At 33.5% G+C, this 20,986-nt stretch carries 19 protein-coding genes; 15 read left to right on the top strand and 4 right to left on the bottom strand.

Annotated features, from left to right (window positions below):
• Window positions 1-64 precede the first annotated feature (64 nt).
• Window positions 65-265 (top strand): 50S ribosomal protein L31, encoded by a 201-nt coding sequence (rpmE, locus tag BM120_RS01975; protein WP_091992802.1) that lies wholly within the window; start codon window positions 65-67, stop codon window positions 263-265.
• 69 nt (window positions 266-334) lie between these two features.
• Here the strand turns inward: rpmE and prmC are convergent, their stop codons facing one another.
• The gene (gene prmC / locus BM120_RS01970; protein ID WP_091992801.1) at window positions 335-1,243 is read right to left on the bottom strand and encodes a peptide chain release factor N(5)-glutamine methyltransferase; all 909 of its coding nucleotides are present in this window, start codon (window positions 1,241-1,243) and stop codon (window positions 335-337) included.
• Between the two features lie 156 nt (window positions 1,244-1,399).
• Between prmC and BM120_RS01965 the strand changes: the two genes are divergently transcribed.
• Together BM120_RS01965 and BM120_RS01960 are read left to right on the top strand one after the other, a co-directional pair.
• A complete protein-coding gene (locus BM120_RS01965; protein WP_091992800.1) occupies window positions 1,400-2,116 on the top strand; it encodes an AzlC family ABC transporter permease in 717 nt (238 codons plus the stop codon).
• Window positions 2,106-2,444 (top strand): AzlD domain-containing protein, encoded by a 339-nt coding sequence (locus BM120_RS01960; RefSeq protein WP_242941526.1) that lies wholly within the window; start codon window positions 2,106-2,108, stop codon window positions 2,442-2,444. Before BM120_RS01965 ends, BM120_RS01960 begins: the two co-directional genes overlap by 11 nt.
• A gap of 97 nt (window positions 2,445-2,541) precedes the next feature.
• On the opposite strand, the gene BM120_RS01955 is transcribed toward BM120_RS01960, so the two are convergent.
• Both BM120_RS01955 and BM120_RS01950 read right to left on the bottom strand, forming a co-directional pair.
• Window positions 2,542-4,545, bottom strand: coding sequence for an oxidoreductase (locus BM120_RS01955; RefSeq protein ID WP_091992799.1), 2,004 nt, complete (start codon window positions 4,543-4,545; stop codon window positions 2,542-2,544).
• A 335-nt stretch (window positions 4,546-4,880) separates the two neighbouring features.
• Window positions 4,881-5,765, bottom strand: coding sequence for a LysR family transcriptional regulator (locus BM120_RS01950; RefSeq protein WP_091992798.1), 885 nt, complete (start codon window positions 5,763-5,765; stop codon window positions 4,881-4,883).
• A 402-nt stretch (window positions 5,766-6,167) separates the two neighbouring features.
• Between BM120_RS01950 and BM120_RS01945 the strand changes: the two genes are divergently transcribed.
• The 6 genes from BM120_RS01945 (at window position 6,168) to BM120_RS01920 (ending at window position 11,977) form a co-directional block, all read left to right on the top strand.
• Window positions 6,168-7,040: a shikimate dehydrogenase gene (locus tag BM120_RS01945; protein WP_091992797.1), complete on the top strand. Its 873-nt coding sequence runs from the start codon at window positions 6,168-6,170 to the stop codon at window positions 7,038-7,040.
• Window positions 7,041-7,123: 83 nt separating this feature from the next.
• Entirely contained in the window at window positions 7,124-8,275 is a 1,152-nt protein-coding gene (locus BM120_RS01940; protein WP_091993018.1) for an MFS transporter, read from the top strand.
• A gap of 17 nt (window positions 8,276-8,292) precedes the next feature.
• Window positions 8,293-9,054, top strand: a complete 762-nt coding sequence (gene aroD, locus BM120_RS01935; protein ID WP_091992796.1) for a type I 3-dehydroquinate dehydratase — start codon at window positions 8,293-8,295, stop codon at window positions 9,052-9,054.
• Window positions 9,055-9,175: 121 nt separating this feature from the next.
• Window positions 9,176-9,661, top strand: coding sequence for a TRAP transporter small permease (locus BM120_RS01930; protein WP_091992795.1), 486 nt, complete (start codon window positions 9,176-9,178; stop codon window positions 9,659-9,661).
• Between the two features lie 20 nt (window positions 9,662-9,681).
• A complete protein-coding gene (locus BM120_RS01925; protein ID WP_091992794.1) occupies window positions 9,682-10,971 on the top strand; it encodes a TRAP transporter large permease in 1,290 nt (429 codons plus the stop codon).
• Window positions 10,972-10,987: 16 nt separating this feature from the next.
• Complete coding sequence (locus BM120_RS01920) at window positions 10,988-11,977, top strand: TRAP transporter substrate-binding protein (protein ID WP_091992793.1); 990 nt, start codon at window positions 10,988-10,990, stop codon at window positions 11,975-11,977.
• Window positions 11,978-12,145: 168 nt separating this feature from the next.
• On the opposite strand, the gene BM120_RS01915 is transcribed toward BM120_RS01920, so the two are convergent.
• The gene (locus tag BM120_RS01915) at window positions 12,146-12,799 is read right to left on the bottom strand and encodes a TIGR01906 family membrane protein (protein WP_091992792.1); all 654 of its coding nucleotides are present in this window, start codon (window positions 12,797-12,799) and stop codon (window positions 12,146-12,148) included.
• Window positions 12,800-13,034: 235 nt separating this feature from the next.
• On the opposite strand from BM120_RS01915, the gene hemC reads away from it, so the two are divergent.
• The 6 genes from hemC to BM120_RS01885 all read left to right on the top strand — a co-directional run bounded on the left by hemC (window position 13,035) and on the right by BM120_RS01885 (window position 20,868).
• Window positions 13,035-13,964: a hydroxymethylbilane synthase gene (gene hemC / locus BM120_RS01910; protein ID WP_091992791.1), complete on the top strand. Its 930-nt coding sequence runs from the start codon at window positions 13,035-13,037 to the stop codon at window positions 13,962-13,964.
• Between the two features lies 1 nt (window position 13,965).
• Window positions 13,966-15,468: a uroporphyrinogen-III C-methyltransferase gene (cobA, locus tag BM120_RS01905; RefSeq protein ID WP_091992790.1), complete on the top strand. Its 1,503-nt coding sequence runs from the start codon at window positions 13,966-13,968 to the stop codon at window positions 15,466-15,468.
• A 170-nt stretch (window positions 15,469-15,638) separates the two neighbouring features.
• On the top strand, window positions 15,639-16,604 hold the full coding sequence (gene hemB, locus BM120_RS01900; RefSeq protein WP_091992789.1) for a porphobilinogen synthase: 966 nt from the start codon (window positions 15,639-15,641) through the stop codon (window positions 16,602-16,604).
• Between the two features lie 9 nt (window positions 16,605-16,613).
• Window positions 16,614-17,096 carry a precorrin-2 dehydrogenase/sirohydrochlorin ferrochelatase family protein gene (locus BM120_RS01895; RefSeq protein ID WP_091992788.1) on the top strand — a complete coding sequence of 161 codons (483 nt, stop codon included), beginning with the start codon at window positions 16,614-16,616 and terminating at the stop codon, window positions 17,094-17,096.
• Window positions 17,093-19,417, top strand: a complete 2,325-nt coding sequence (locus BM120_RS01890) for an ATP-dependent helicase (protein ID WP_091992787.1) — start codon at window positions 17,093-17,095, stop codon at window positions 19,415-19,417. Before BM120_RS01895 ends, BM120_RS01890 begins: the two co-directional genes overlap by 4 nt.
• Window positions 19,417-20,868 carry a M18 family aminopeptidase gene (locus tag BM120_RS01885; protein WP_091992786.1) on the top strand — a complete coding sequence of 484 codons (1,452 nt, stop codon included), beginning with the start codon at window positions 19,417-19,419 and terminating at the stop codon, window positions 20,866-20,868. The genes BM120_RS01890 and BM120_RS01885 overlap by 1 nt, the downstream gene beginning before the upstream one ends.
• Window positions 20,869-20,986 lie beyond the last annotated feature (118 nt).

The following is a 20,986-nucleotide window of genomic DNA, read 5'->3' as shown; positions in this document are numbered from 1 at the left end:
AGGAAGTTGAATTTAGATGGATTATGATATTCCAATAAAATGAATAAAAAGGGGTGAAACATTAATGCAAAAAGATATACAGCCAAATTACAAAGAAGTAGAAGTAAGATGTGCTTGCGGTAATACTTTTATGGCAGGTTCGACAAAAGACGAAATTAAGGTTGAAATCTGTTCAGAATGCCATCCTTTCTATACTGGAAAACAGAAGAATATTGAAAAGGGCGGAAGAATCGATAAATTTAAAAAGAGATTCAACATGGAATAATCTTTTTTAATTAATTTGTACTTAAATTCGAATTTACGTATAAAAAAAGCAACTGTAGCGTTGCTTTTTTTATTTACGTAATTTTCCGCAAACCAGTCGATTGAATCCCTGTAGATCCTTTTTAAAATAAATATCCACAAACCCATTGTTTTTCATAAAGCTTTTGATTTCATCTGCCTGATCATGACCGGACTCAAAAAAAAGTAAACCGTTGTTTTTTAGGTATTTAGATGATTCCAAAATTATTTCTTTATAGAAATTCATTCCATCATTTCCACCTGATAGAGCCAAGCTTGGCTCATAATTTTTGACATCAGGAGATAAGGTCTGTATATCAGCTTCAGGTATATATGGAGGATTGGAAACAATTATGTCAAACATATCATGCATATTATCAAATTCTGGAGATTTAAATAGATTAGATTCCAGCAGCTGGATATTATCATAGCTTGAAATGCTTCCAAGTATTCTTTCTCTATTAATGCTTGAAACCTCCAGTGCTCCTTTTGAAATATCAACTCCCACGAATTTACATTGATGGAAAAAATCACTAGAATATTCGAGCATACTTCTGGCAATGCTAAGCAATATGGCTCCAGATCCAATACACATATCCATGATATTCAATTTTTCTGTATTATTATATTTATTAAAAATAGTGTTAATCACGTCCTCGACTACTATTTCAGTATCCGGTCTTGGTATAAGCACATTTTCATCAACATAAAAATCATGACCCATAAATTCCTTGTTGTTTATAATATAAGCCACAGGGACTGATTTCAGCCTTCTGTTAAGCATTTTTTCAAATTCTAGAAAATCATTGTCTGACATTTCTTTATCATGGCTTAAAATAAGCTTTGTTTTATCATCAAAGTTCAAAATATGAGAAATTAAGACCTCCACATCAAGACGAGGTGTAAGGCTGATTCCTGTTAATTTTTTACTGTATATAGATATTATTTCAGAAATTTTCATAAATAATACTGTCTCCTAATCTTTAATAATAATTGCAATAATATAGTGATATTATTATACCATAATATTGAATAATACTTCCAAAACGTGTAAAATAATATTCAAGATATAATTTATTTTTATTTTATTATTTATAATTTGGAAAGTGGATGGTTTATGAATAAATTTAAAAGAGCTTTTTGGACTTCTTTTCCGATAGCATTTGGATATATTTCACTTGGATTTATCGGAGGTGCATTAATTCAAAAGAGTGGATTTAACGTATTAGATGTTTTCTTATTATCGGTGTTGGTATTTTCCGGAAGTGCGGTCTTTATATCGGCTAATATGCTGGCAGCTGGTATATATCCACAAATATCTCTCTATGTTGCTATTACAATTATAGTGACGAGCTTGAGGAATATAATGTATAGCTCCTCATTGGCTAATGATGTCAAGGCTTTAAAGGGATGGAGAAAAATCGTTTTTGCACAATATGTAACTGACGAGACCTTCGCTATAAACAAAATGATGTTTGAGGGCAATTCTGATTGGGATAGTGATTTAGCATTATATGTCAATATTTTTGCTTGTATTTACGGACTAATCGGAAATATTCTTGGCTGTATATTTGGTCAAATGGTAAATATACCTATTGATTTGGGGTTATTTATGATGTCTAGTATGTTTATCGTTCTTACAGCTTTAAGAATAAAGGATAAGGCTGATGTGATTATGCTTCTAATATCCATTGTAATTTCTTTTGTGGTATTGAGTATTTATCAGGGTGGATTAGATTTGGTAATAATTGCTTTGATAGTGACGACTATAGGGTATTTCCTTGACAAAAAGTATAAGTCAAACAGTGGAAGGATGTGTGATAATGATGAGTAGCTCCGTATTGAAGCTCGGAATAATTTTGATATCATTTATAGGTTTGTTTGCAATGAGATATATTCCGTTTGTACTAATTGGCGGGAGAGGTACTTCTGAGGAATTTGAACGATTTATAAAGTATATTCCTTTAGGTGTATTTGTGGCAATAATTGTAAAAGATATTTTTTACAAGGATGGAATGTTATTTTTATCGCTTGAGAACTTTAAAATTATTCCATTACTGATAGTGAGTGTAATTTCTTATAAATTTAAAAACATAGGCTTGTCTGTTGTGTCAGGTGGAATAATTATTTTTATATTTATGAAGCTAAATGGATTGATATGATAAAAGGTATTAATTTTTTTATAAAAAACTACCCGCTTAAAAATAAATAAGTGGGTAGTTTTCTATTAACTTTGTCAACATTATTTGACAAGGAGCATTATATATAGTTTCTCTTTAGAAGTGTATTTATAATATTTCTACCTTCTTCAGTTCCATCGATTATTCTTCTGGCTCTCATAGAATCTCCAATATTTATTATTTCAATTGTATTGTCATCTTCAAATGCATTCTTGATATCAGCCAAAGCTGGATGCTCAGCCTTCATTCCAAGACATACGAAGCCATAGTCGAATTCTAAATATTCTATTCCGTTAACAGTTTCAACGATGAATCTATCATCCTTTACTTCTTTTAGAGCAGTATTTGGCATTTGAACAACATTATGCTTTTTCATCAATGTTTGTAAATCAACCCTTGAAACAGGGTCTATTCCAGCACCAATAGCTGGCATCATCTCAACTATTTTAACATCAGCACCTTTTGGAGCAAAGAATTCCATAACATCAAGACCAACAGCTCCTCCACCAATGACTACTACTTTTTTGCCACGAAGATCCTCTGGATATTCGTTTATGTTTTTTATCATATTCAATATCGAAGAAACCTTACCGTTTGGTTTATCTATATTGTCCATTAATCCTTTGATAGGAGGAAGTAATGGTGAAGAGCCAGTAGCGTTTACAATAATATTAGGCTTTAGATTTTTAATAAATTCAACACTTGCTTCTGCTTCAGTGAAAATAAATAGGTTATTGATTTTCTTGGCTCTGTTTATCAGATAGCTTGGAAAATCTCCAAGTCTCTTTTTGTCAGGAATTTGAGAAATTTTCGATGCCAATCCGCCAAGATGCTTTTCTTTTTCAATCAAAAAAGTAGTGCATCCAACCTCTGAGGCTGTACAGGCTGCTTCCAAGCCAGCAGTACCACCACCTACAACTACAACATTGCAGGGCTTGTTGATCCTTGTATATTTTCTATAGCCTTCTCCATCAATTACAGCTGGATTAATAGTACATCTAATAGGTCTATTTACGCCAATTCTATTTCCGGCACAGCCAATGTTACAGGATATACATTTTCTGATTTGATCGATATCGCCAAACTCTACTTTGTTTACCCATTCAGGATCGGCAATAAGACCACGTCCCATACCAATGATATCGGCATCTCCACGTTCAAGTATTTCATTTGCAACCTTTGGATCTCTTATATTTCCAGTTGTTACACAAGGCTTGTTAAATTTGTTCTTAACGGCAGTAGCCATATATGATCTCCAGCCATCTGGTAGATAGTTGGCATCAATTTGATATTGTATAGAACCATTTAAACCAGCAGATACGTCAATAACATCTGCTTCTGCTTGGAAATATTCTAGCAATTCCAACATATCTTCTAGGGTATTTCCATTTTCCATAAACTCTTCAGCACTTATTCTTACAAATATTGGGAAGAAAGGTCCGACCTGCTTTCTAACTTCTTCTAATACCAATCTAGCAAATCTTGCTCTGTTTTCTGGAGATCCACCAAACTCATCCTTTCTCTTGTTATAGATTGGAGATAGGAACTGACAGATTAGGTAAGAATGTCCTGCATGGACTTCAACTGCATCAAAGCCAGCTATTTGTGCTCTTTTTGCCGCCTGTCCATATTTCTTTACAATTTCGTATATTTCTTCAATTTCCAAAGGTCTTGGAATTTCACCACCGTCCTTTGATGGAATATTAGATGATGAAACCGGCTGTAAATTTGTTCTAGTAGACATCGCAGAAGCACCTGCATGATTTATCTGTATACCTATGCAAGCTCCATGCTTGTGCACTGTTTCAGTCAATTTAAAAAGTCTAGGCAAATAGCTATCATGGTCTATTCTCAATTGAGTGGTACCATTTGAGCCTTCTGGTGAGGAAACACTCGCATTTTCAACCATTATTAGACCGACACCGCCCTTTGCTCTTTGTTCATAATACTGAATATGCTGGTAACTCATCTCACCATTCTGTTCGCCGTAGTTTGTACCCATTGGAGTCATCATTATTCTATTTTTCATAGTCATTCTTCTGACAGTCAATGGCTCAAAAATATTTCTGTATTTTGTATTCATAGCTTTCTCCTATCATAGTAAAATATTAGAGGTTATTTTTACTGACTTAAAATGCATATACAATAGAAGCTTGGTTATCATTTATAATCTAGATTAATATTGTTTAATAATTTATCTATAATCTGAATTATATTCTAAAGAATTAAAAAATACCAATACCAAAAATACTGACAATTGATAGAAAAAAACTATTAATTATGTGGAGTTGATAAAATTATAGTCGCTCAACAAAGGTTATGCTCAATAAAGACTATGCTTAACAAATGCAATGCTTAACAAATGCAATGCTTAACAAAGGCTATGTTCAACAAAGACTATGCTCGACAAAGCTTACCTCAATAAAGCTTGCCATGTTTAGTGGTAAATTCTATAAATTTTTTAATCGCCTTTAATTGGTAGTTATCTTTTTTATAGGCAAAGTACACCGTATGGTCAATGTTATAGTCATCAATTTTTAATATATTTATACTGTGATTCTTTAGTGAATCAATATTGGCAACTAAGGCGATACCAAAGTCTTCGGCCATCAGAGATGCAATGGAGTTTTCGTCTGGGCATTCGTGTACTATTTCAGGATGAAGACCATTATCCAAAAATATATTTTTTGTAAGCTTTCCAAGACCGGATGATCTGTCATAACCGATTACTTGATATTTTTCTATATCTTTTAGCTTAACCGTATCTTGCTTTGATAATTCATGATTTCTAGATGTAATAACTACCATTTCTTGCTTTATTAATGGAACAAATTCTATTTCATCGTTGTTGTCGGCAAATGCGCAGAATCCTACATCAAATCTTTCGATCATAAGACCCTTTATTATGTCGGCTGTAATCTGTTGATGAAAGCTAAAGGTAGTGTTTTTGTTATCCTCTATTGAAAGAAATTCTCTTACCAGCTTTGGAATGTAGCTATATGATAATGGATATACATATGCTATATCGATGTGACCATGGGTTCCTGACAGCTGCTTCATATGTTTCTGTGCCAAATCAAGTTCAAATAGTATCTTATCTATTTTTTCTAAAAAGACTTTTCCATACTTAGTTAACGTTATATTTCTACCGTTTCTTTTAAAAAGCTTTAATCCAAGCTCGTCTTCTAGTGATGACATAGAGTGACTTAAGCTTGGCTGAGAAATATTTAGCTCCTCAGCAGCTTTTCTAAAGTGCTCTAATCTGGCGATAGTCTGAAAATATATCAATTGATTTAAAGTCATATTTTTCCTCCGATTTAATAGCTTAAAAACACAAAATACATTGTCCATATGGCAAATATTTACTAATTTGATAATGTCGTTTTTATTTATATTAATTATACTACAAAAAAAGTATATATCAAGTTAATTGATAGTTTTTTACTATCAAAAAAGAAAAGAATATGTATTGGATTTATTGTTTAAGTTTATTTATAATGGGCATAGAGGTTGTTTAATAATTAATTAATAAAAATAGGTGCGATTATTATGCGTCTGTTGCATGCAATGGTTGTTTAGTTTCTATGAAAACGTATTATGAAAAAAAGTAAAAGCAAAAAGCTAAAAAAAGTAAAAACAAAAAGCTAAAGTAATTAGCAAAAATTTATTAAAAGAAATTATTCAAAAACATCGGAGGTTACCAAAATGGCAGAAAGAATTACAGGTTACACAGAATTAGTAGGATTGATAGCATATCCAATCAGACATTCAAGCTCACCAGCAATGCAAAATGAGGCATTTGCAAAATTAGGCTTGGATTACGCATATTTGGCATTTGAGGTTGATAACGACACTTTGGAGGATGCCGTAAAAGCAATTAGAACGTTAAAAATGAGAGGCTCAAATGTGTCAATGCCTAATAAAACAGTGGTTCACAAATATCTTGACGCAGTTTCTCCTGCTGCAGAGCTATGTGGAGCAGTAAATACTATTGTAAACGATAATGGAAAGCTTACAGGACATATTACAGATGGAATTGGTTATATGCAAGCATTAAAGGATAATGATATTGATGTTATAGGTAAGAAGATGACAATAGTTGGTGCCGGTGGTGCTGCAACAGCTATCGAAATTCAGGCAGCCTTGGACGGAGTAGCCGAAATTTCTATATTTAATAGAAAAGACGAGTTCTGGGATAATGCTGTAAAGACTGTTGAAAAAATAAATAATAATACAAAATGTAAGGCTCAATTATTTGATTTACAGGATCTAGATAAGCTGAAGGAAGAGGTTGAAGGATCTTATCTATTTGCAAACGCAACAGGAATGGGAATGAAGCCACTAGAAGGTCAGACATACGTACCCGATAAATCCTTCTTTAGAAAGGATCTAATAGTAACAGATGTTGTATACTATCCAAGAGAAACGGAATTTTTGAGAATGGCAAAAGAAGTTGGATGTAAGACTATGAATGGATTAGGTATGATGCTATTTCAGGGATCAGCTGCATTTGAGCTATGGACAGGTCAACCGATGCCAATAGAATATATGAAGGAAGCCTTAGATATTAAATATTAATTTTAGAGTAGGAGAATAATCATGGAAAACACGATTTCGACAGCAAAAGAAAAAAATTGTACTCAAGTGCTTTTATACTATATTTGAATTTCTTTATTCATGGTATAGGTGTTTCTATATTAGGGCAGCAAGTTGTAAAAATGTCGCTTGCAGCACAGTGGGGAACAACTGATGATGCGGTAACAATAATAGCTGCGGCTTTGGGCTTGGGTCGTTTGATTACACTTCCATTTTCAGGACCTTTATCAGATAAGCTAGGAAGGAGAGCATCTACCTTGATAGGTATTTCGTCATACATTATTTTCTTCCTTGGGTTGGCACTTTCTCCAAATATTAAGGTTGCTTATGCAGCTGCAATATTGGGTGGTGTGGCGAACTCATTCTTGGATACAGGTGTTATACCGGCTTGTGTGGAAATATTCGAGCCAAAATCTGGGCTAGCAACAATGCTGACAAAATTATTTATTTCCATATCACAGCTGCTGTTGCCGATAACAATCGGGTATTTAACACTTAACAAGATTCCATATTCTTCATTGATGTATGGATGTTCAATTGCGTTGCTTGTAATAGGAGTATTGGTTACAAGAATTAAACTACCAAATAGTAATAATTCTGTTGCTACTGCAAAGGCATCATTGATTGAAAATATAAAGAATACAAAATTCACAAAGGAAAGCTTAGCGCTTGTTGCTATAGGATTTACTTGTACTGCAACCTTCCAGCTTTGGTTAAACTGTGCACAGAAATTCGGTACTGAAGTTGCAGGAATGCAAAATGTTGGTCAAATGCAGATATGGTATTCTGTGGGTACGTTGGTTGCAATAGGATTGACATCTGTATTGGTAAACAAAATCAAAGAAGTTAGATTCCTATTTGTATACCCATTGATTTCTTTGTGTATGCTGATAATAGTATTGCTAGTTAAGACTCCAGTTATTTGTATTATAGGTTCATTTGTTATAGGTTATGCTGCTTCTGGTGGCGTTCTTCAGTTGGCTACTGCCACAGTAAACAATTTGTTCCCAAATATAAAGGGTACAATAACAAGTATAATAATGATAGCATCGAGTTTATCAAATTACACTATTTTGACATTGGCTGGTAAAATTGGTGAAGCTAGTGGACCACAGTCTGTAATGCTACTGAATATTGTAATTACAGTAATTGGTGTATTATTGGCACTTTTGGTAAATTTAAGATACTCAAAATTGGAAAACTCTGTTAAAATGTAGTTATAGAGAGGTAAAAAATGAAAACAGTAAAGGTTAGAAATATAGAAATAGGATCTGGAAGGCCAAAGATTTGTGTACCGATTGTGGGCAAAACATTCGATGAAATAATTGACTCAGCGAAGAATATAGCTGGTACTGGTGCTGATTTGGTTGAATGGAGAGTAGACTGGTACGAAAATATTTTTGATATTGAGAGGACAATTGAAACTGCGAAGAAGCTTAAAGAAGTATTAGGAGAGACTCCAATTCTTTTCACATTTAGAACTTCAAAAGAAGGTGGGGAAAAAGAAATTGCAGCAGATGATTATGTGAGTCTTAATTGCAAGGTAGCTTCATCTAAAGTGGTTGATCTTGTTGATGTTGAAGTCTTTACAGGAGATGCTGAGGTAAGGATGATAGTCAAGGTGGCTCATGAAAATGGTGTTTTCGTAGTTGGCTCAAATCACGATTTTGATAGGACTCCGGGAAAAAATGATATCATTTCCAGGCTGGAAAAAATGCAGGAGTTAGATGTTGATATTCCAAAGATTGCAGTAATGCCAAATTCAAAAAGAGATGTATTAACGCTTCTTATGGCAACGGAAGAAATGGCTTCTGACAAGGCAGATAGACCGATCGTTACAATGTCAATGAAGGGTATGGGATCTATCAGTAGAATCTGTGGAGAAGTTTTTGGTTCCTCTATAACGTTTGGAACAGTAGGAAAGGCGTCTGCTCCAGGACAGATAGACGTTGAAAATCTGTCTACAGCAATGGATATTATTCACGACAGTCTTTAATATACATTTGAAAATAGCTAGCCTCTTAGTTGATAATTATGTAGCTTTATCTATTTGAGGATAGCTATTTTCACATATAAAAATGTGTTGAATAGGTTAATTTGATTGATGAGGTATGGTTATGAAAAAGATATTGCCTGATAAGCTTGAAGAATTGCTTTTGGTGTTTTTTCTTGGAATGATGACAATTGTTCTTGGTATGCAGATTGTATCAAGATATATTGTAGGTAATTCTTTGAGCTGGTCTGAAGAACTGGTTAGGTATTTGTTCATTTGGTCAGCTTTTATTGGTGTACCCTACTGTATAAAGCTAGGCTTATCATTAAAGGTGTTGAAATTTATCGAATTTTTACCAAAGAGATTACAAAAATCAATATTATTTATTGATAGAATAATATTGATTTTATTCTTTATATTCATGTTATATTTTTCAATTATGGTTGTAAGGGAAAGCTTTGTATCTGGGCAAACTAGTCCGGCTTTGGGGGTACCAATTTGGTTGGTATATCTATCTGTTGTTGTCGGTTCTTTTTTGTCGGTATGTAGAGTGCTGGAAAAGATTATTGAATCTGCAAATAATGTTGATTCAAAAGCAGATAGCTTTTAATTTAGAAAAGGACGTTGATTATGAATTTGCAAATTGTGTCGATTTTATTCGTTATTTTTTTAATAATTGGAATACCAATCGGAGTTGTATTATGTATCACAAGTATGGTTCCAAATTTTATTAACCCTCTATTTCCAGCAGATCCACAGTATCTGATTAGAGCGATGATCAGTGGGGTAAATAGTTTTCCGATATTGGCGGTTCCTATGTTTATTTTTTCTGGAAATATTATGGCAAAAGGGAAAATATCAGAAAAGATTTTTGACCTTTTCTCATATTTTGTAGTAGCTAGGACTGCAGGACTTCCGATTGCAGTAATTATTACTTGTATGTTTTATGGTGCCATATCTGGATCCGGACCAGCAACAACCGCTGCAGTTGGAACGATGACCATTCCAATATTGGCAAAGGCTGGATATAAAAAGGATTTTTCTACTGCACTTGTAGCAGTGGCTGGTGGAATTGGAGTAATTATACCTCCATCAATTCCGTTTATTTTCTATGGACAAGCCTCTGGTGTATCCATTTCAAAGCTCTTTATAGCAGGAATAATTCCAGGATTGCTTATAGGCTTTTTTCTGATGGTTTATTCGTGGATATACTGCAAGAAGAATGGAGAGGATAAGGAGCTTATTTTGAAATATAAAAAAGAATTGACAGAGCTAGGTTTAAAAAGAATATTTTTCGATAGTATCTTGTCTTTACTTTGTCCGATAATAGTGTTAGGCTCAATTTACACAGGAATTGCATCACCTACAGAAGCAGCTGTGATTTCAGTATTTTATTCGATTATATTGTCATTGATTGTGTATAAGTCGATTGGAATAAAAGATTTGTGGGAGATAATGGTCGAGACAGTAAGAACTTACTCTACAATACTATTTATTATAGCTGCGGCTATTGCTTTTTCAAGAGTTCTTATATTTTTAAAGGCTCCAGATATTATTTCTGCTCAGATAACGGCAGTAGTATCAAGCAAGATTGCATTGCTACTTTTGGTGAATTTTTTGCTATTGATGGTTGGAATGATAATGGATACTACGCCAGCAATTTTGGTATTAACACCAATTTTACTACCAATAGTCTCGAGATTTGGAGTTGATCCTATTCAATTTGGTATAATTATGGTTGTGAATCTTGCAATTGGTTTTGTAACACCACCGCTTGGGGTAAATCTTTTTGTGGCTAGTACAATTTCAGGTGTAAAAATGTCTGATATAGTCAGTAGGTCAGCGCCGTTTATAATTTCTTTTTTAGTTGCTTTGCTGGCGATAACATTTGTTCCAACCTTGAGCATGATAGCTATATAGAGTTGTGGAGGTATGGATGATTAGAAAAAATTATAATATCATTATATTGATATCACTGGTACTCTTTGTTATTGGAGCTATCAAATTAAGTGAAAATAATGTTCATGACAGAAGGCGTGAATATATAAAAAATGAAGACGTATTGGAGCTGTATGCTGGCTGTGATTCAGGAGAAAGTACTGTTACAGCAATGTTTATGAATGATTTCGCAAGGCGAGTGAAGGAAAAATCAAATGGAAAAATTGTGATAGACACATATAGTAATTCTAAAATAGGTGGTGATAGTGAATTATTGGAAGCCTGTCAATCTGGAAATATAAGCTTCGTGTTCCAGACGACAGCCCCTCAGTTTTCACTAATTACAGAAACTGCAATATTTGATATACCGATGAAATTTGAGAGCTTGGATGGTGCTAGAAGAGAGATTGATGAGAAAATTCTCGATAAATTGAAGCCGTTTTATAGAGAAAAAAGCTTGGAGCTTTTGGGAATTGCAGATCAAGGGTTTAGAGAGATGACATCAAATAAAAAAATAAGTAGCTTTGAGGATTTTAAAGGTGTTAAAATAAGGACAATGGAAAATAATAACCATATTAAATTTTGGAAAAGCCTGGGAGCAAATCCAACACCAATGTCATATTCGGAGGTATATATTGGACTGCAGCAAGGAACGATAGATGCACAGGAAAATCCATTGGAGGCGATTATTACACCGAGATTTTATGAGCAGCAGGATTATTTGATAATGACAAATCATCTTTTACACCCTGTTACCTGTGTAGCATCAAAGGAACTGATGGATAATCTTTCAACAGAATGTAGGAAAATTATTGAGGCTTCGATACATGAGTCTGTTGTATGGGCAAGACATAAAACAGATTCTCTTTTAAAAGAAAGGATTCAGACTATAATTGATAGTGGAACACAAATTATTAATATAGATGAAAAAACAAGGAAAATTATGATAGAAAGGGGCGAAAAAATAGGTAGAGAAATATCTGATTGATGACATAAAAATTCTGTTGTATAAATATTATGTAATAAAAACTAAATTATAAATATTAATACAATAATATAAATAAAAATATTTTTAATTTTATCGATAAAGAGAAGCTATCTATAAGAAATAGAGGCTTCTCTTTATCTTTTGCTATTAAAATTTTCGCACCCAATTCTAATGCTTTGAAGGCCTTAGTTTTTTGAAATCAATGTATTTATATATGGCGATAGCTGTAAATGAAACGCCTAGGATTATTGATAGCATAAAGATAGCTTCATGAAAAAAAAATTTCTCCGGCAATATTTTTATTACGGGATCAATCCTCTCATCAAATATCCAGTAATCATTTCTAAACAATATTTTGTGAAAGGCTACAAAGCTACCTGAAAAATTTACTACAAAAGGTATGCTTAAAGTCACTGGAATAAGAATTAATTGTCTAAAAATACTCAGAAATATTTTGTGGTATTTATTTTTCCAGCAATAAATTACTCCGAATAAGGAAATCAACCAAATTGCAATCTTAATCCTAATAAGCATTTGTATAATATTTCTAACCTCAACAAAATGAATTATTCCATTTTCAGATGATGGTAGCCTCGGTATTTCAAATTTAGTATCTTCAAAAGAAATACTATAGTCTATTAAATAATCATAGCTTTCTTTTATTATTTCTCTTGACAGCCCAGATTTTTGTGGAATGTTTAAATTATCAATATCAAGGTAGTATATCTGTCTAAAGCTAAAGATAAATACAATTATGGATATTAAAAGGGCAACAGGTATTAAATTTTTTGTATAGTATCCTATTTTGCAAATAATGTTCATAAATACCTCCCATTCTATTATTACATAATTCAATGGCAAATCAAAGACATAGAGAAAGATTATTACAAGACTGTAATATTATTGTTATGCCAATATAGTTATTCTCTTTTTTCATTTTTTGTATCACATCAATTGTAACACTACAGTTATGAATCTTTTATTAATTTATGTATATTGAACAGTGTATAAACTAGTGTTAAAATATTAAGGTAAGAATTTTTTTGGGAGGTATTAAATGAAGCTAATTGTCGGTACTAGAGGGAGTACTTTAGCTATTGCACAGACTGAAATAGTAATTGGAAAGCTGTCTGAAAAATATTCAGATTTGAGCATAGAGAAAAAAATAATAATTACAAAGGGGGATAAGGATAAAAGTACAGCGCTTAATAAGATTGGCGATAAGGGGATTTTTGTGAGTGAAATTGAAAAACAATTAATTGAAGGAAATATTGATTTCGCTGTTCACAGCTATAAGGATATGCCTTCTGAAATAGATGAAAAATTGATGCTTGTTGATACTCCAGATAGAAGTGATCCAAGAGATGCTCTAATAATAAATCCAAAATACAATCTTGTAAATCAAGAGTTAAAGGATTGGATTATAAACACAAAAGGTCTGAGGATTGGAATTGGTAGTATAAGAAGAAAATCACAGATGCTTAGGATGAATAAGTCAATTGAAGCTATAGGAATAAGAGGAAATATAGAAACTAGAATAGATAAGATGATTAAAGAAGATTTGGATGGAATAATTCTGGCAGCTTCCGGTATAAAGCGATTGGGAAAGGATAATTTAAATGTATATTACTTTTCATATGAGGAAATGATACCATCTCCAGCTCAAGGTGCACTTGCAATTGAAATAAGGAAGGAAAGAAAGGATCTAATAAAACTTTTTGATAGCATATCAGATAAACCTGAATCGATAAAGGTCAAGGCTGAGAGAAGCTTTATGAAGACGATTAATGGTGGATGTCATTCTCCGGTGGGTGCAATAGCAACTATAGATGGTAAAACACTTAGCTTGAGAGGTATTTTTGGAGACTCTAAGGGCAAGAGCATAGTTATAGATGAAATTTGTGGAGATTTGGAAAATGCCGAGGAATTGGGATGCAAATTGGCGGAAATGCTACTTGATAAATTGAGCTTGGAGGATGAGCTTTAGTATGAGTAATAAAGTATATATTGTAGGTGCTGGACCTGGAGATTATGGATTAATTACTTTGAAGGCGGTAGAGTGCATAAAAAAGGCAGATGTTTTGGTTTATGATAGACTTGTAAATCCTGATTTTTTAAATTTGAAAAAAGATAACTGTGAGGTGATATATGTTGGCAAGGAATCCAGCAATCATATTGTACCACAGGATCAGATAAATAGAATATTGATAGATAAATTTAACGATGGTAAAGCAGTAGTTAGATTGAAGGGTGGAGATCCATATGTTTTCGGAAGAGGCGGTGAAGAGGCAGAAGCTCTTTATGATGAAGGTATTGAATTTGAAGTTGTGCCAGGAGTCACATCTGCTATAGGTGGTCTCTGTTATGCTGGCATACCGGTGACACATAGAGACTACTCTTCATCCTTCCATATTGTTACTGGTCATTCAAAGAAGGATGATCAAAATGAGATAAATTGGAGCTCTTTGTCGAAAGAAAAGGGAACATTGATTTTTCTGATGGGAATAGGAAATATTGGACACATTGTCAAGCAATTGATTGAAAATGGAAAGGAACCAAATACTCCGGTGGCTTTTGTATCATGGGCGACAAGGCATAATCAGAAGACAACGCTGTCGACCTTGAAGGATGCAAGGGAGTGCGTTGAGCGTGAAAAAATAAAAGCTCCAACAATTTTTGTTGTTGGAGCTGTTGTAAAGCTGGCTGATAAACTTAATTTTTTTGAGAAAAAGCCTCTTTTTGGAAAAAATATAGCTATAACAAGATCCAGAGCTAAAAATAGTGAGCTGAGAAAAAAATTAGAAGAAAAAGGTGCCAAAGTAATCGAAATACCGACAATTGATATAAAATCTATAGAGTCCTCCAAGGTAATGATAAAAGAGAAAATAGATGGTATAAATGATTACGATTATCTGGCATTCACAAGCCACAATTCGGTAAAGTATTTTTTTGATATTTTGAAATTCTATAGCTTTGATTTGAGAAAGCTGGCAAATGTAAAGCTTTGTAGCATTGGAGCAGCGACTACGAGTGAATTAGAAGCTAAAGGCGTATTGCCGGATATTACAAGTGAAAGGTTTGATGCTGTTAGCTTGGCAGTAGAAATATCAAAACACTCTGTCGGTAAGGTACTTTTTCCTTGTTCAGAAATAGCTGGCACAGCCTTGCAGGAATATCTTGGAAATAATGGATTTGCTGTAGATAGAATCGAAGTATACTCAAATAGGGTCAATTATTCAGAAAGAGAGAGAGTTGTTGATATATTGAGCAATTCGTCTGTTGATTTCATAACATTTACAAGTTCCTCGACATTTGAAAACATAGTCGAATTGATGGGGGCTGAAAATATATCACTGCTTGAGAAATGTAAGATTATTTCGATAGGTGACATTACAACAAAAACTATAAAGTCAAAGATAAATAATAATGTATTTCAATCGAAGGAAGTGAGCATGGAGTCCATGGTTGAAAAAATAATTGAATTATTGTAATAATTGTATAATAAAATAGTAAAACTATAAGAAAGTAAAATTATGAAAATAGGATAATAAAATGTTAGCAATCTAAAAATAAAAAGTATAGTGGCAGAACAGCAAAGCAATAAAACGATAGAAAAGTGGAATGATAGTTAAAAAATAAAATGGTACTAGGAGATATAAGCATGAAAAGGCAAAGACGATTAAGAAAAACAGATGGTTTGAGATCTATGGTCAGAGAAACTAGATTATCAATGAGAGATTTCATCTATCCAATTTTCGTAATTGAAGGAGAGAATATAAAGAATGAAATACCAAGTATGCCAGGTATTTTTCATTTTTCAATAGATAAGCTAGAAGATGAGATAAAAGAAATTATCGAGCTTGGAATAGAAAGCGTATTGTTGTTTGGAGTGACAAAATCAAAGGACTGGTGTGGTAGCTCAGGCTTTGATGATGGTGGTATTGTGCAACAGGCTGTTAGAGAGATTAAGAGGATAAACAAGGATATAAACGTGATTACGGATGTATGTATGTGTGAGTATACAGATCATGGGCATTGTGGAATACTTGATAATGACGGGTATGTGAACAACGATAAGACATTGGCGTTTCTGGCAAAAATCGCCTTGAGTCATGCAAAGGCTGGAGCAGATATGGTTGCACCTTCTGATATGATGGATGGAAGAATAGGGTACATCAGAAAGGTACTAGATGAAAATGGGTTTGTTAATACGGGAATCATGGCATATAGTGCAAAGTTTGCTTCAAATTTCTATGGTCCATTTAGAGATGCAGCGGAGTCAGCACCATCATTTGGAGATAGAAAATCATATCAAATGGATCCCTCAAACTATAGAGAAGCTATTCTTGAATGTGAATATGATATTGAAGAGGGAGCAGATATTATTATGGTAAAGCCAGCCCTGTCTTATCTTGATGTAATAAAAGGAGTAAAGGACAGATTTAATGTTCCTGTCGCTGCGTATAATGTTAGTGGTGAATATTCCATGCTGAAGCTTGCAGTAAAAAAAGGCTTGTTAAATGAGGATGCAATTTATGAAGCTGTCATGTCGATAAAAAGAGCAGGTGCCGACATTATTATTACATATTTTGCAAAAGATATGGCGAAGTATATTGATAAATGGTAGGTGATAAAGATGTTTTTTCCGATGATGATTGATATAGAAAGAATGAAAATATTGATTGTTGGTGGGGGGAAAATTGCTTACAGAAAGTACAATAATGTTGCAATGTATGCAAATAACATAACAATAGTCGCAAAATCTTTTGACGAGAGCTTTTTAAAAGAAGAGTTTTTGAAAGATAACACTGATGTCAAGTTATTGGAGAAAGGCTTTGAACTATCGGATTTGGACGGATATGATATGGTTTATGCTGCGACTGATGACAGGGCTTTAAATATGGCGATTAGCGAGCATTGCCATTCAAAAAAAATATTGGTAAATTCTGTTGACAATCATGAGAATTCATCGTTTATTAACATGGGTATTTTCGACTGTGAGATTGATGATGAGAAGGTGTTGATTGGCGTATCGTGTCAAGGTAAAAATCCGAAGCTGGTAAAAGCCATAAAATATCAGCTAGAGGAGTATTTTGCTAGTAGGAGGGAAAATAAATGAATTTAGACGATTTAAATATTGCACAGAGACAGGCTGTTGAAAGAACTGAGGGACCAGTTCTAATACTAGCTGGTGCAGGCTCTGGAAAAACAAAGGTTTTAACTACTAGAATTTCATACCTGGTGGAGGATAAAAATGTTAATCCGGGAAATATTTTGGCTATTACATTCACAAATAAAGCTGCAAATGAAATGAGAGAAAGAGTCGACAAAATAATAGGCGATAATTCTAGAGATATGTGGATCTCGACGTTTCATTCTTGTTGCGTTAGGATTTTGAGAAAGGATATAAACAAAATCGGATATAATAGAAGCTTCGTCATTTATGATTCCTCAGATCAAGCGACATTGATCAAAGAATGTATGAAAGAGCTAGATATTAACGACAAAAAATTCGATCATAAGCTGATAATTTCAAAAATATCCTCTGCAAAAGATAAGCTGATGGATCCGAAAGAGTTTGCTAGACAAGCTGGATCTGATTTTTGGTTAAAAAAAGTAGCTGAGGTCTATGCAGTTTATCAAGAACGATTAAAGAGAAGTAGTGCACTTGACTTTGATGATTTGATTGTAAAAACAGTTGAATTGCTGAAAAGCTCTGAGGATGTTTTGGAATTTTACAGGAATAAATTCAAATATATAATGGTTGATGAATATCAGGATACATCAAGAGCACAGTATGAACTAATAAAAATGCTGGCCATGGGACATCAAAATATTTGCGTTGTTGGTGATGACGACCAAAGTATTTATGGCTGGAGAGGTGCTGATATTAGAAATATACTTGAATTTGAAAGAGATTACGATGATGTTTTCGTGGTAAAGCTTGAGCAAAATTACAGATCTACTCAGATAATATTAGATACTGCAAATTATCTAATAGCTAATAATATCGAGAGGAAGAAAAAGCGTCTTTGGAGTGAAAAAAAAGGAGGCGAGAGAGTTCAGGTTAAGCTTCTTAAAAATGAGGTCGAGGAAGCGAATTTTGTAGCTAATGAAATATATGAAAACTCTATAAAAACGGGTAGATCCTTTAGCGAATATGCTGTTTTGTACAGAGCAAATGCACAGGCTAGAGCAGTTGAAGATGCTTTAAACAAATTTCAAATTCCATACAATATCTATGGTGGAATAAAATTCTACGAGAGAAAGGAAATCAAGGATTTGCTGGCTTTTCTAAGAGTGATAGTGAATCCACAGGATGACATTTCAGTAAAGCGAATTATTAATATACCTAGAAGAGGAATAGGACTAAAAACAATTGAAAAGCTTGAGGATAGAGCAAGCATGATGAAGGAAAGTCTATATTCTGTGTTGCTAGATGTAGACAATAATTCTGATATTTCCACGAAAGCGAAAAAGGGAATAAACGAATTTTTGGATATGGTAGGACTTTTGAGAGCCTTGAATGAGGTATATAAACCGAGTGAATTGATTGAAAGAGTTTTAGATGTAACTGGGTATAAAAGTGAGCTTGAATTTCAAATAAAAAAGAATGAAAACATGCAAAATGGTAAGGCAGAGGAAGCACAAGATAGAATAGATAATTTGATGGAGTTTATTTCTATTGCAATTGAATATGAATCTGGAGTACTCAATTCTGGAGAAGAAAAAAATCTTGAAGAGTTTTTATCCGGAATATCATTGTCTAGTGATATTGATGAGGAGGATAATGATAGCCTAGACAAGGTATCTCTTATGACGATGCATTCTTCAAAGGGATTGGAATTTCCAGTTGTGTTTATTGTTGGAATGGAAGAGAATATTTTTCCTATTGCAAGAGCTATTCATAGTATGTCGGATGCAGAAATTGAAGAAGAAAGAAGGCTTTGCTATGTTGGAATTACAAGAGCAATGAAGGTATTATATTTGACACATACCGCGAGCCGAGTTTTGTATGGTAAGCCTAACGTAAATAAGAAATCAAGATTTTTGGGAGAATTGCCGGATGAAACTGTTGAGATATTAGATTCTCCAGTAAAACCAGTAGAATTTGAAGGTGCGAATTATAGTCTAATTGCAAAATACGCTGACAAATATAAAAATTCGATGAATCTTGAAAGTGCAAAATCAATCGGAGCAAAGATAAAAAAGGAAAAAGATGATGCGATGAATGTCGCTTGTGGTGAAGGTGCAGGCTATGATTCATATGACTCAAGCAAAATACCAAGATTAAAGAAAGGCTCTCTTGTCAGACATCCAAAGTTTGGTGATGGTATAGTGGTGTCTAAATTAGGTGCTGACGTAACGATAGCCTTTAACAGCAAAGGAATAAAGAAAATAAATTTGGAATATAATACAATTGAGGTGAAGAAATACTGATGAATAGAGAGGATTTTTTTGTAAATCGAGAAAATATATTGATTAATCAAGAAGAAATAGCTTTGGCTGAGCAGCTAGTTGAGTTTATCAACAACAGTCCTACTCCATATAATGTGGTGGATAATTTAAAAAAAGATTTATTAGAGGCTGGGTTTGATAAGCTAGACCTATTTGATGAATGGAAGCTAGAAAATGGAGGTAGATATTATTTAGAGGTAAGCTCGTCGTCTATCATTTCATTTGTAGTGGAAGAGTCCATTGGAAACACAAGCTTTAGAATAATTGGAAGTCATAGTGACTCACCGTGCTTTAAAATAAAACCAAAATCTGAGATAAAGATAGATAGTGGAATAAAACTGAGTGTGGAGTCTTATGGTGGAATGATTATTAGCTCTTGGTTTGATAGACCACTGGCGATTGCAGGGCGAGCTTTCGTAAAAAACACACAAAATTATTTTGAACCGAAGGAATACATAATAAACATAAAAAAACCACTGTGTATTATACCAAATCTGGCAATACACATGAATCCAAATGTGAATACAGGGCTGGAATATAATAAGCAAAATGATGTTATGCCACTCGTTTTAGAAACAGGAAAAAGAATAGACAGTGAGGATTATATAAGAGAGATTATTTCGGAGGATATAAGACTAAAATACGATGATACTGTAGCGATTGACGAAATAGTGGATTTTGAACTATTTTTATATGAATATGAGGAGGGTAAAATAATTGGATCAAAGGGAGAATTTCTGTCTTGCTCGAGATTGGATAATCTTGCTAGTGTCTATCCAAGCATCAAATCACTGATAAAATATTCTCAAAACAAATTAAGATTTTCTTCCTTATATGATAAAGAGCTTGATGAAAATAGGAGAAAAAATAACGAAAAAAACCATGAAAACTTAAAAAAGTCATATTCTATAAAAATGGCAGTTGCGTTTAATCACGAGGAAGTCGGAAGTATGTCGGGTGAGGGGGCAGATTCTAATATATTGGCGAATGTGATGGAGAGAATTATTCTTGCATTGGGAAATGGGAGAGAAGAATTCCTAAGATGCCTACATTCTTCATTTATGATATCGGCGGATCTTTCTCATGCAGTGCATCCAAATAAACCGGAAAAATCTGATTCAAATCATAAGCTGATATTCGGCGGTGGACCGGCAATTAAGACTCATGCAGGCAAGGCATATGCAACGGATTCATTTTCTGCAGCTGTAATTAAATCGATTTGCAATGACAAAAATATTAAATATCAAATTTTTGTAAATCGTTCTGATATGAGAAGCGGCGCGACGATAGGCTCAATTGTTTCAGCAAAGGTAATGCTGCCTGTTGTAGATATTGGTATGCCAATATTGTCAATGCATTCAATCAGGGAGCTAGGCATGATAAAGGACTATGTTGAATATTATAATCTTATGGAAGCCTTTTATGAAAAATAGACAAATAGATAATAAAATAATATAGCCTTAACATTGAACCTATGTAGTATATTTTCTATATAACACACAAATTTCACTGTTGAAAATGAAAAAAATTAGTAAAAAAATAATTTTTAGA

This window comes from Peptostreptococcus sp. D1 (genome assembly GCF_900112955.1).
In the GTDB taxonomy this organism is placed as follows: domain Bacteria; phylum Bacillota; class Clostridia; order Peptostreptococcales; family Peptostreptococcaceae; genus Peptostreptococcus.
This window is presented reverse-complemented; position numbering and strand designations above follow the sequence as displayed.

What these genes read in the sequence shown, in the direction of transcription:
- BM120_RS01960 (WP_242941526.1), top strand. Translation starts at nt 2,106, where the DNA reads ATGATGAGTAGCTCCGTATTGAAGCTCGGAATAATTTTGATATCATTT.
- BM120_RS01925 (WP_091992794.1), top strand. Translation starts at nt 9,682, where the DNA reads ATGAATTTGCAAATTGTGTCGATTTTATTCGTTATTTTTTTAATAATT.
- aroD (WP_091992796.1), top strand. Translation starts at nt 8,293, where the DNA reads ATGAAAACAGTAAAGGTTAGAAATATAGAAATAGGATCTGGAAGGCCA.
- BM120_RS01930 (WP_091992795.1), top strand. Translation starts at nt 9,176, where the DNA reads ATGAAAAAGATATTGCCTGATAAGCTTGAAGAATTGCTTTTGGTGTTT.
- BM120_RS01965 (WP_091992800.1), top strand. Translation starts at nt 1,400, where the DNA reads ATGAATAAATTTAAAAGAGCTTTTTGGACTTCTTTTCCGATAGCATTT.
- BM120_RS01955 (WP_091992799.1), bottom strand. Translation starts at nt 4,545, where the DNA reads ATGAATACAAAATACAGAAATATTTTTGAGCCATTGACTGTCAGAAGA.
- hemC (WP_091992791.1), top strand. Translation starts at nt 13,035, where the DNA reads ATGAAGCTAATTGTCGGTACTAGAGGGAGTACTTTAGCTATTGCACAG.
- BM120_RS01890 (WP_091992787.1), top strand. Translation starts at nt 17,093, where the DNA reads ATGAATTTAGACGATTTAAATATTGCACAGAGACAGGCTGTTGAAAGA.
- BM120_RS01945 (WP_091992797.1), top strand. Translation starts at nt 6,168, where the DNA reads ATGGCAGAAAGAATTACAGGTTACACAGAATTAGTAGGATTGATAGCA.
- hemB (WP_091992789.1), top strand. Translation starts at nt 15,639, where the DNA reads ATGAAAAGGCAAAGACGATTAAGAAAAACAGATGGTTTGAGATCTATG.
- BM120_RS01895 (WP_091992788.1), top strand. Translation starts at nt 16,614, where the DNA reads ATGTTTTTTCCGATGATGATTGATATAGAAAGAATGAAAATATTGATT.
- BM120_RS01920 (WP_091992793.1), top strand. Translation starts at nt 10,988, where the DNA reads ATGATTAGAAAAAATTATAATATCATTATATTGATATCACTGGTACTC.
- BM120_RS01915 (WP_091992792.1), bottom strand. Translation starts at nt 12,799, where the DNA reads ATGAACATTATTTGCAAAATAGGATACTATACAAAAAATTTAATACCT.
- BM120_RS01885 (WP_091992786.1), top strand. Translation starts at nt 19,417, where the DNA reads ATGAATAGAGAGGATTTTTTTGTAAATCGAGAAAATATATTGATTAAT.
- BM120_RS01950 (WP_091992798.1), bottom strand. Translation starts at nt 5,765, where the DNA reads ATGACTTTAAATCAATTGATATATTTTCAGACTATCGCCAGATTAGAG.
- rpmE (WP_091992802.1), top strand. Translation starts at nt 65, where the DNA reads ATGCAAAAAGATATACAGCCAAATTACAAAGAAGTAGAAGTAAGATGT.
- cobA (WP_091992790.1), top strand. Translation starts at nt 13,966, where the DNA reads ATGAGTAATAAAGTATATATTGTAGGTGCTGGACCTGGAGATTATGGA.
- prmC (WP_091992801.1), bottom strand. Translation starts at nt 1,243, where the DNA reads ATGAAAATTTCTGAAATAATATCTATATACAGTAAAAAATTAACAGGA.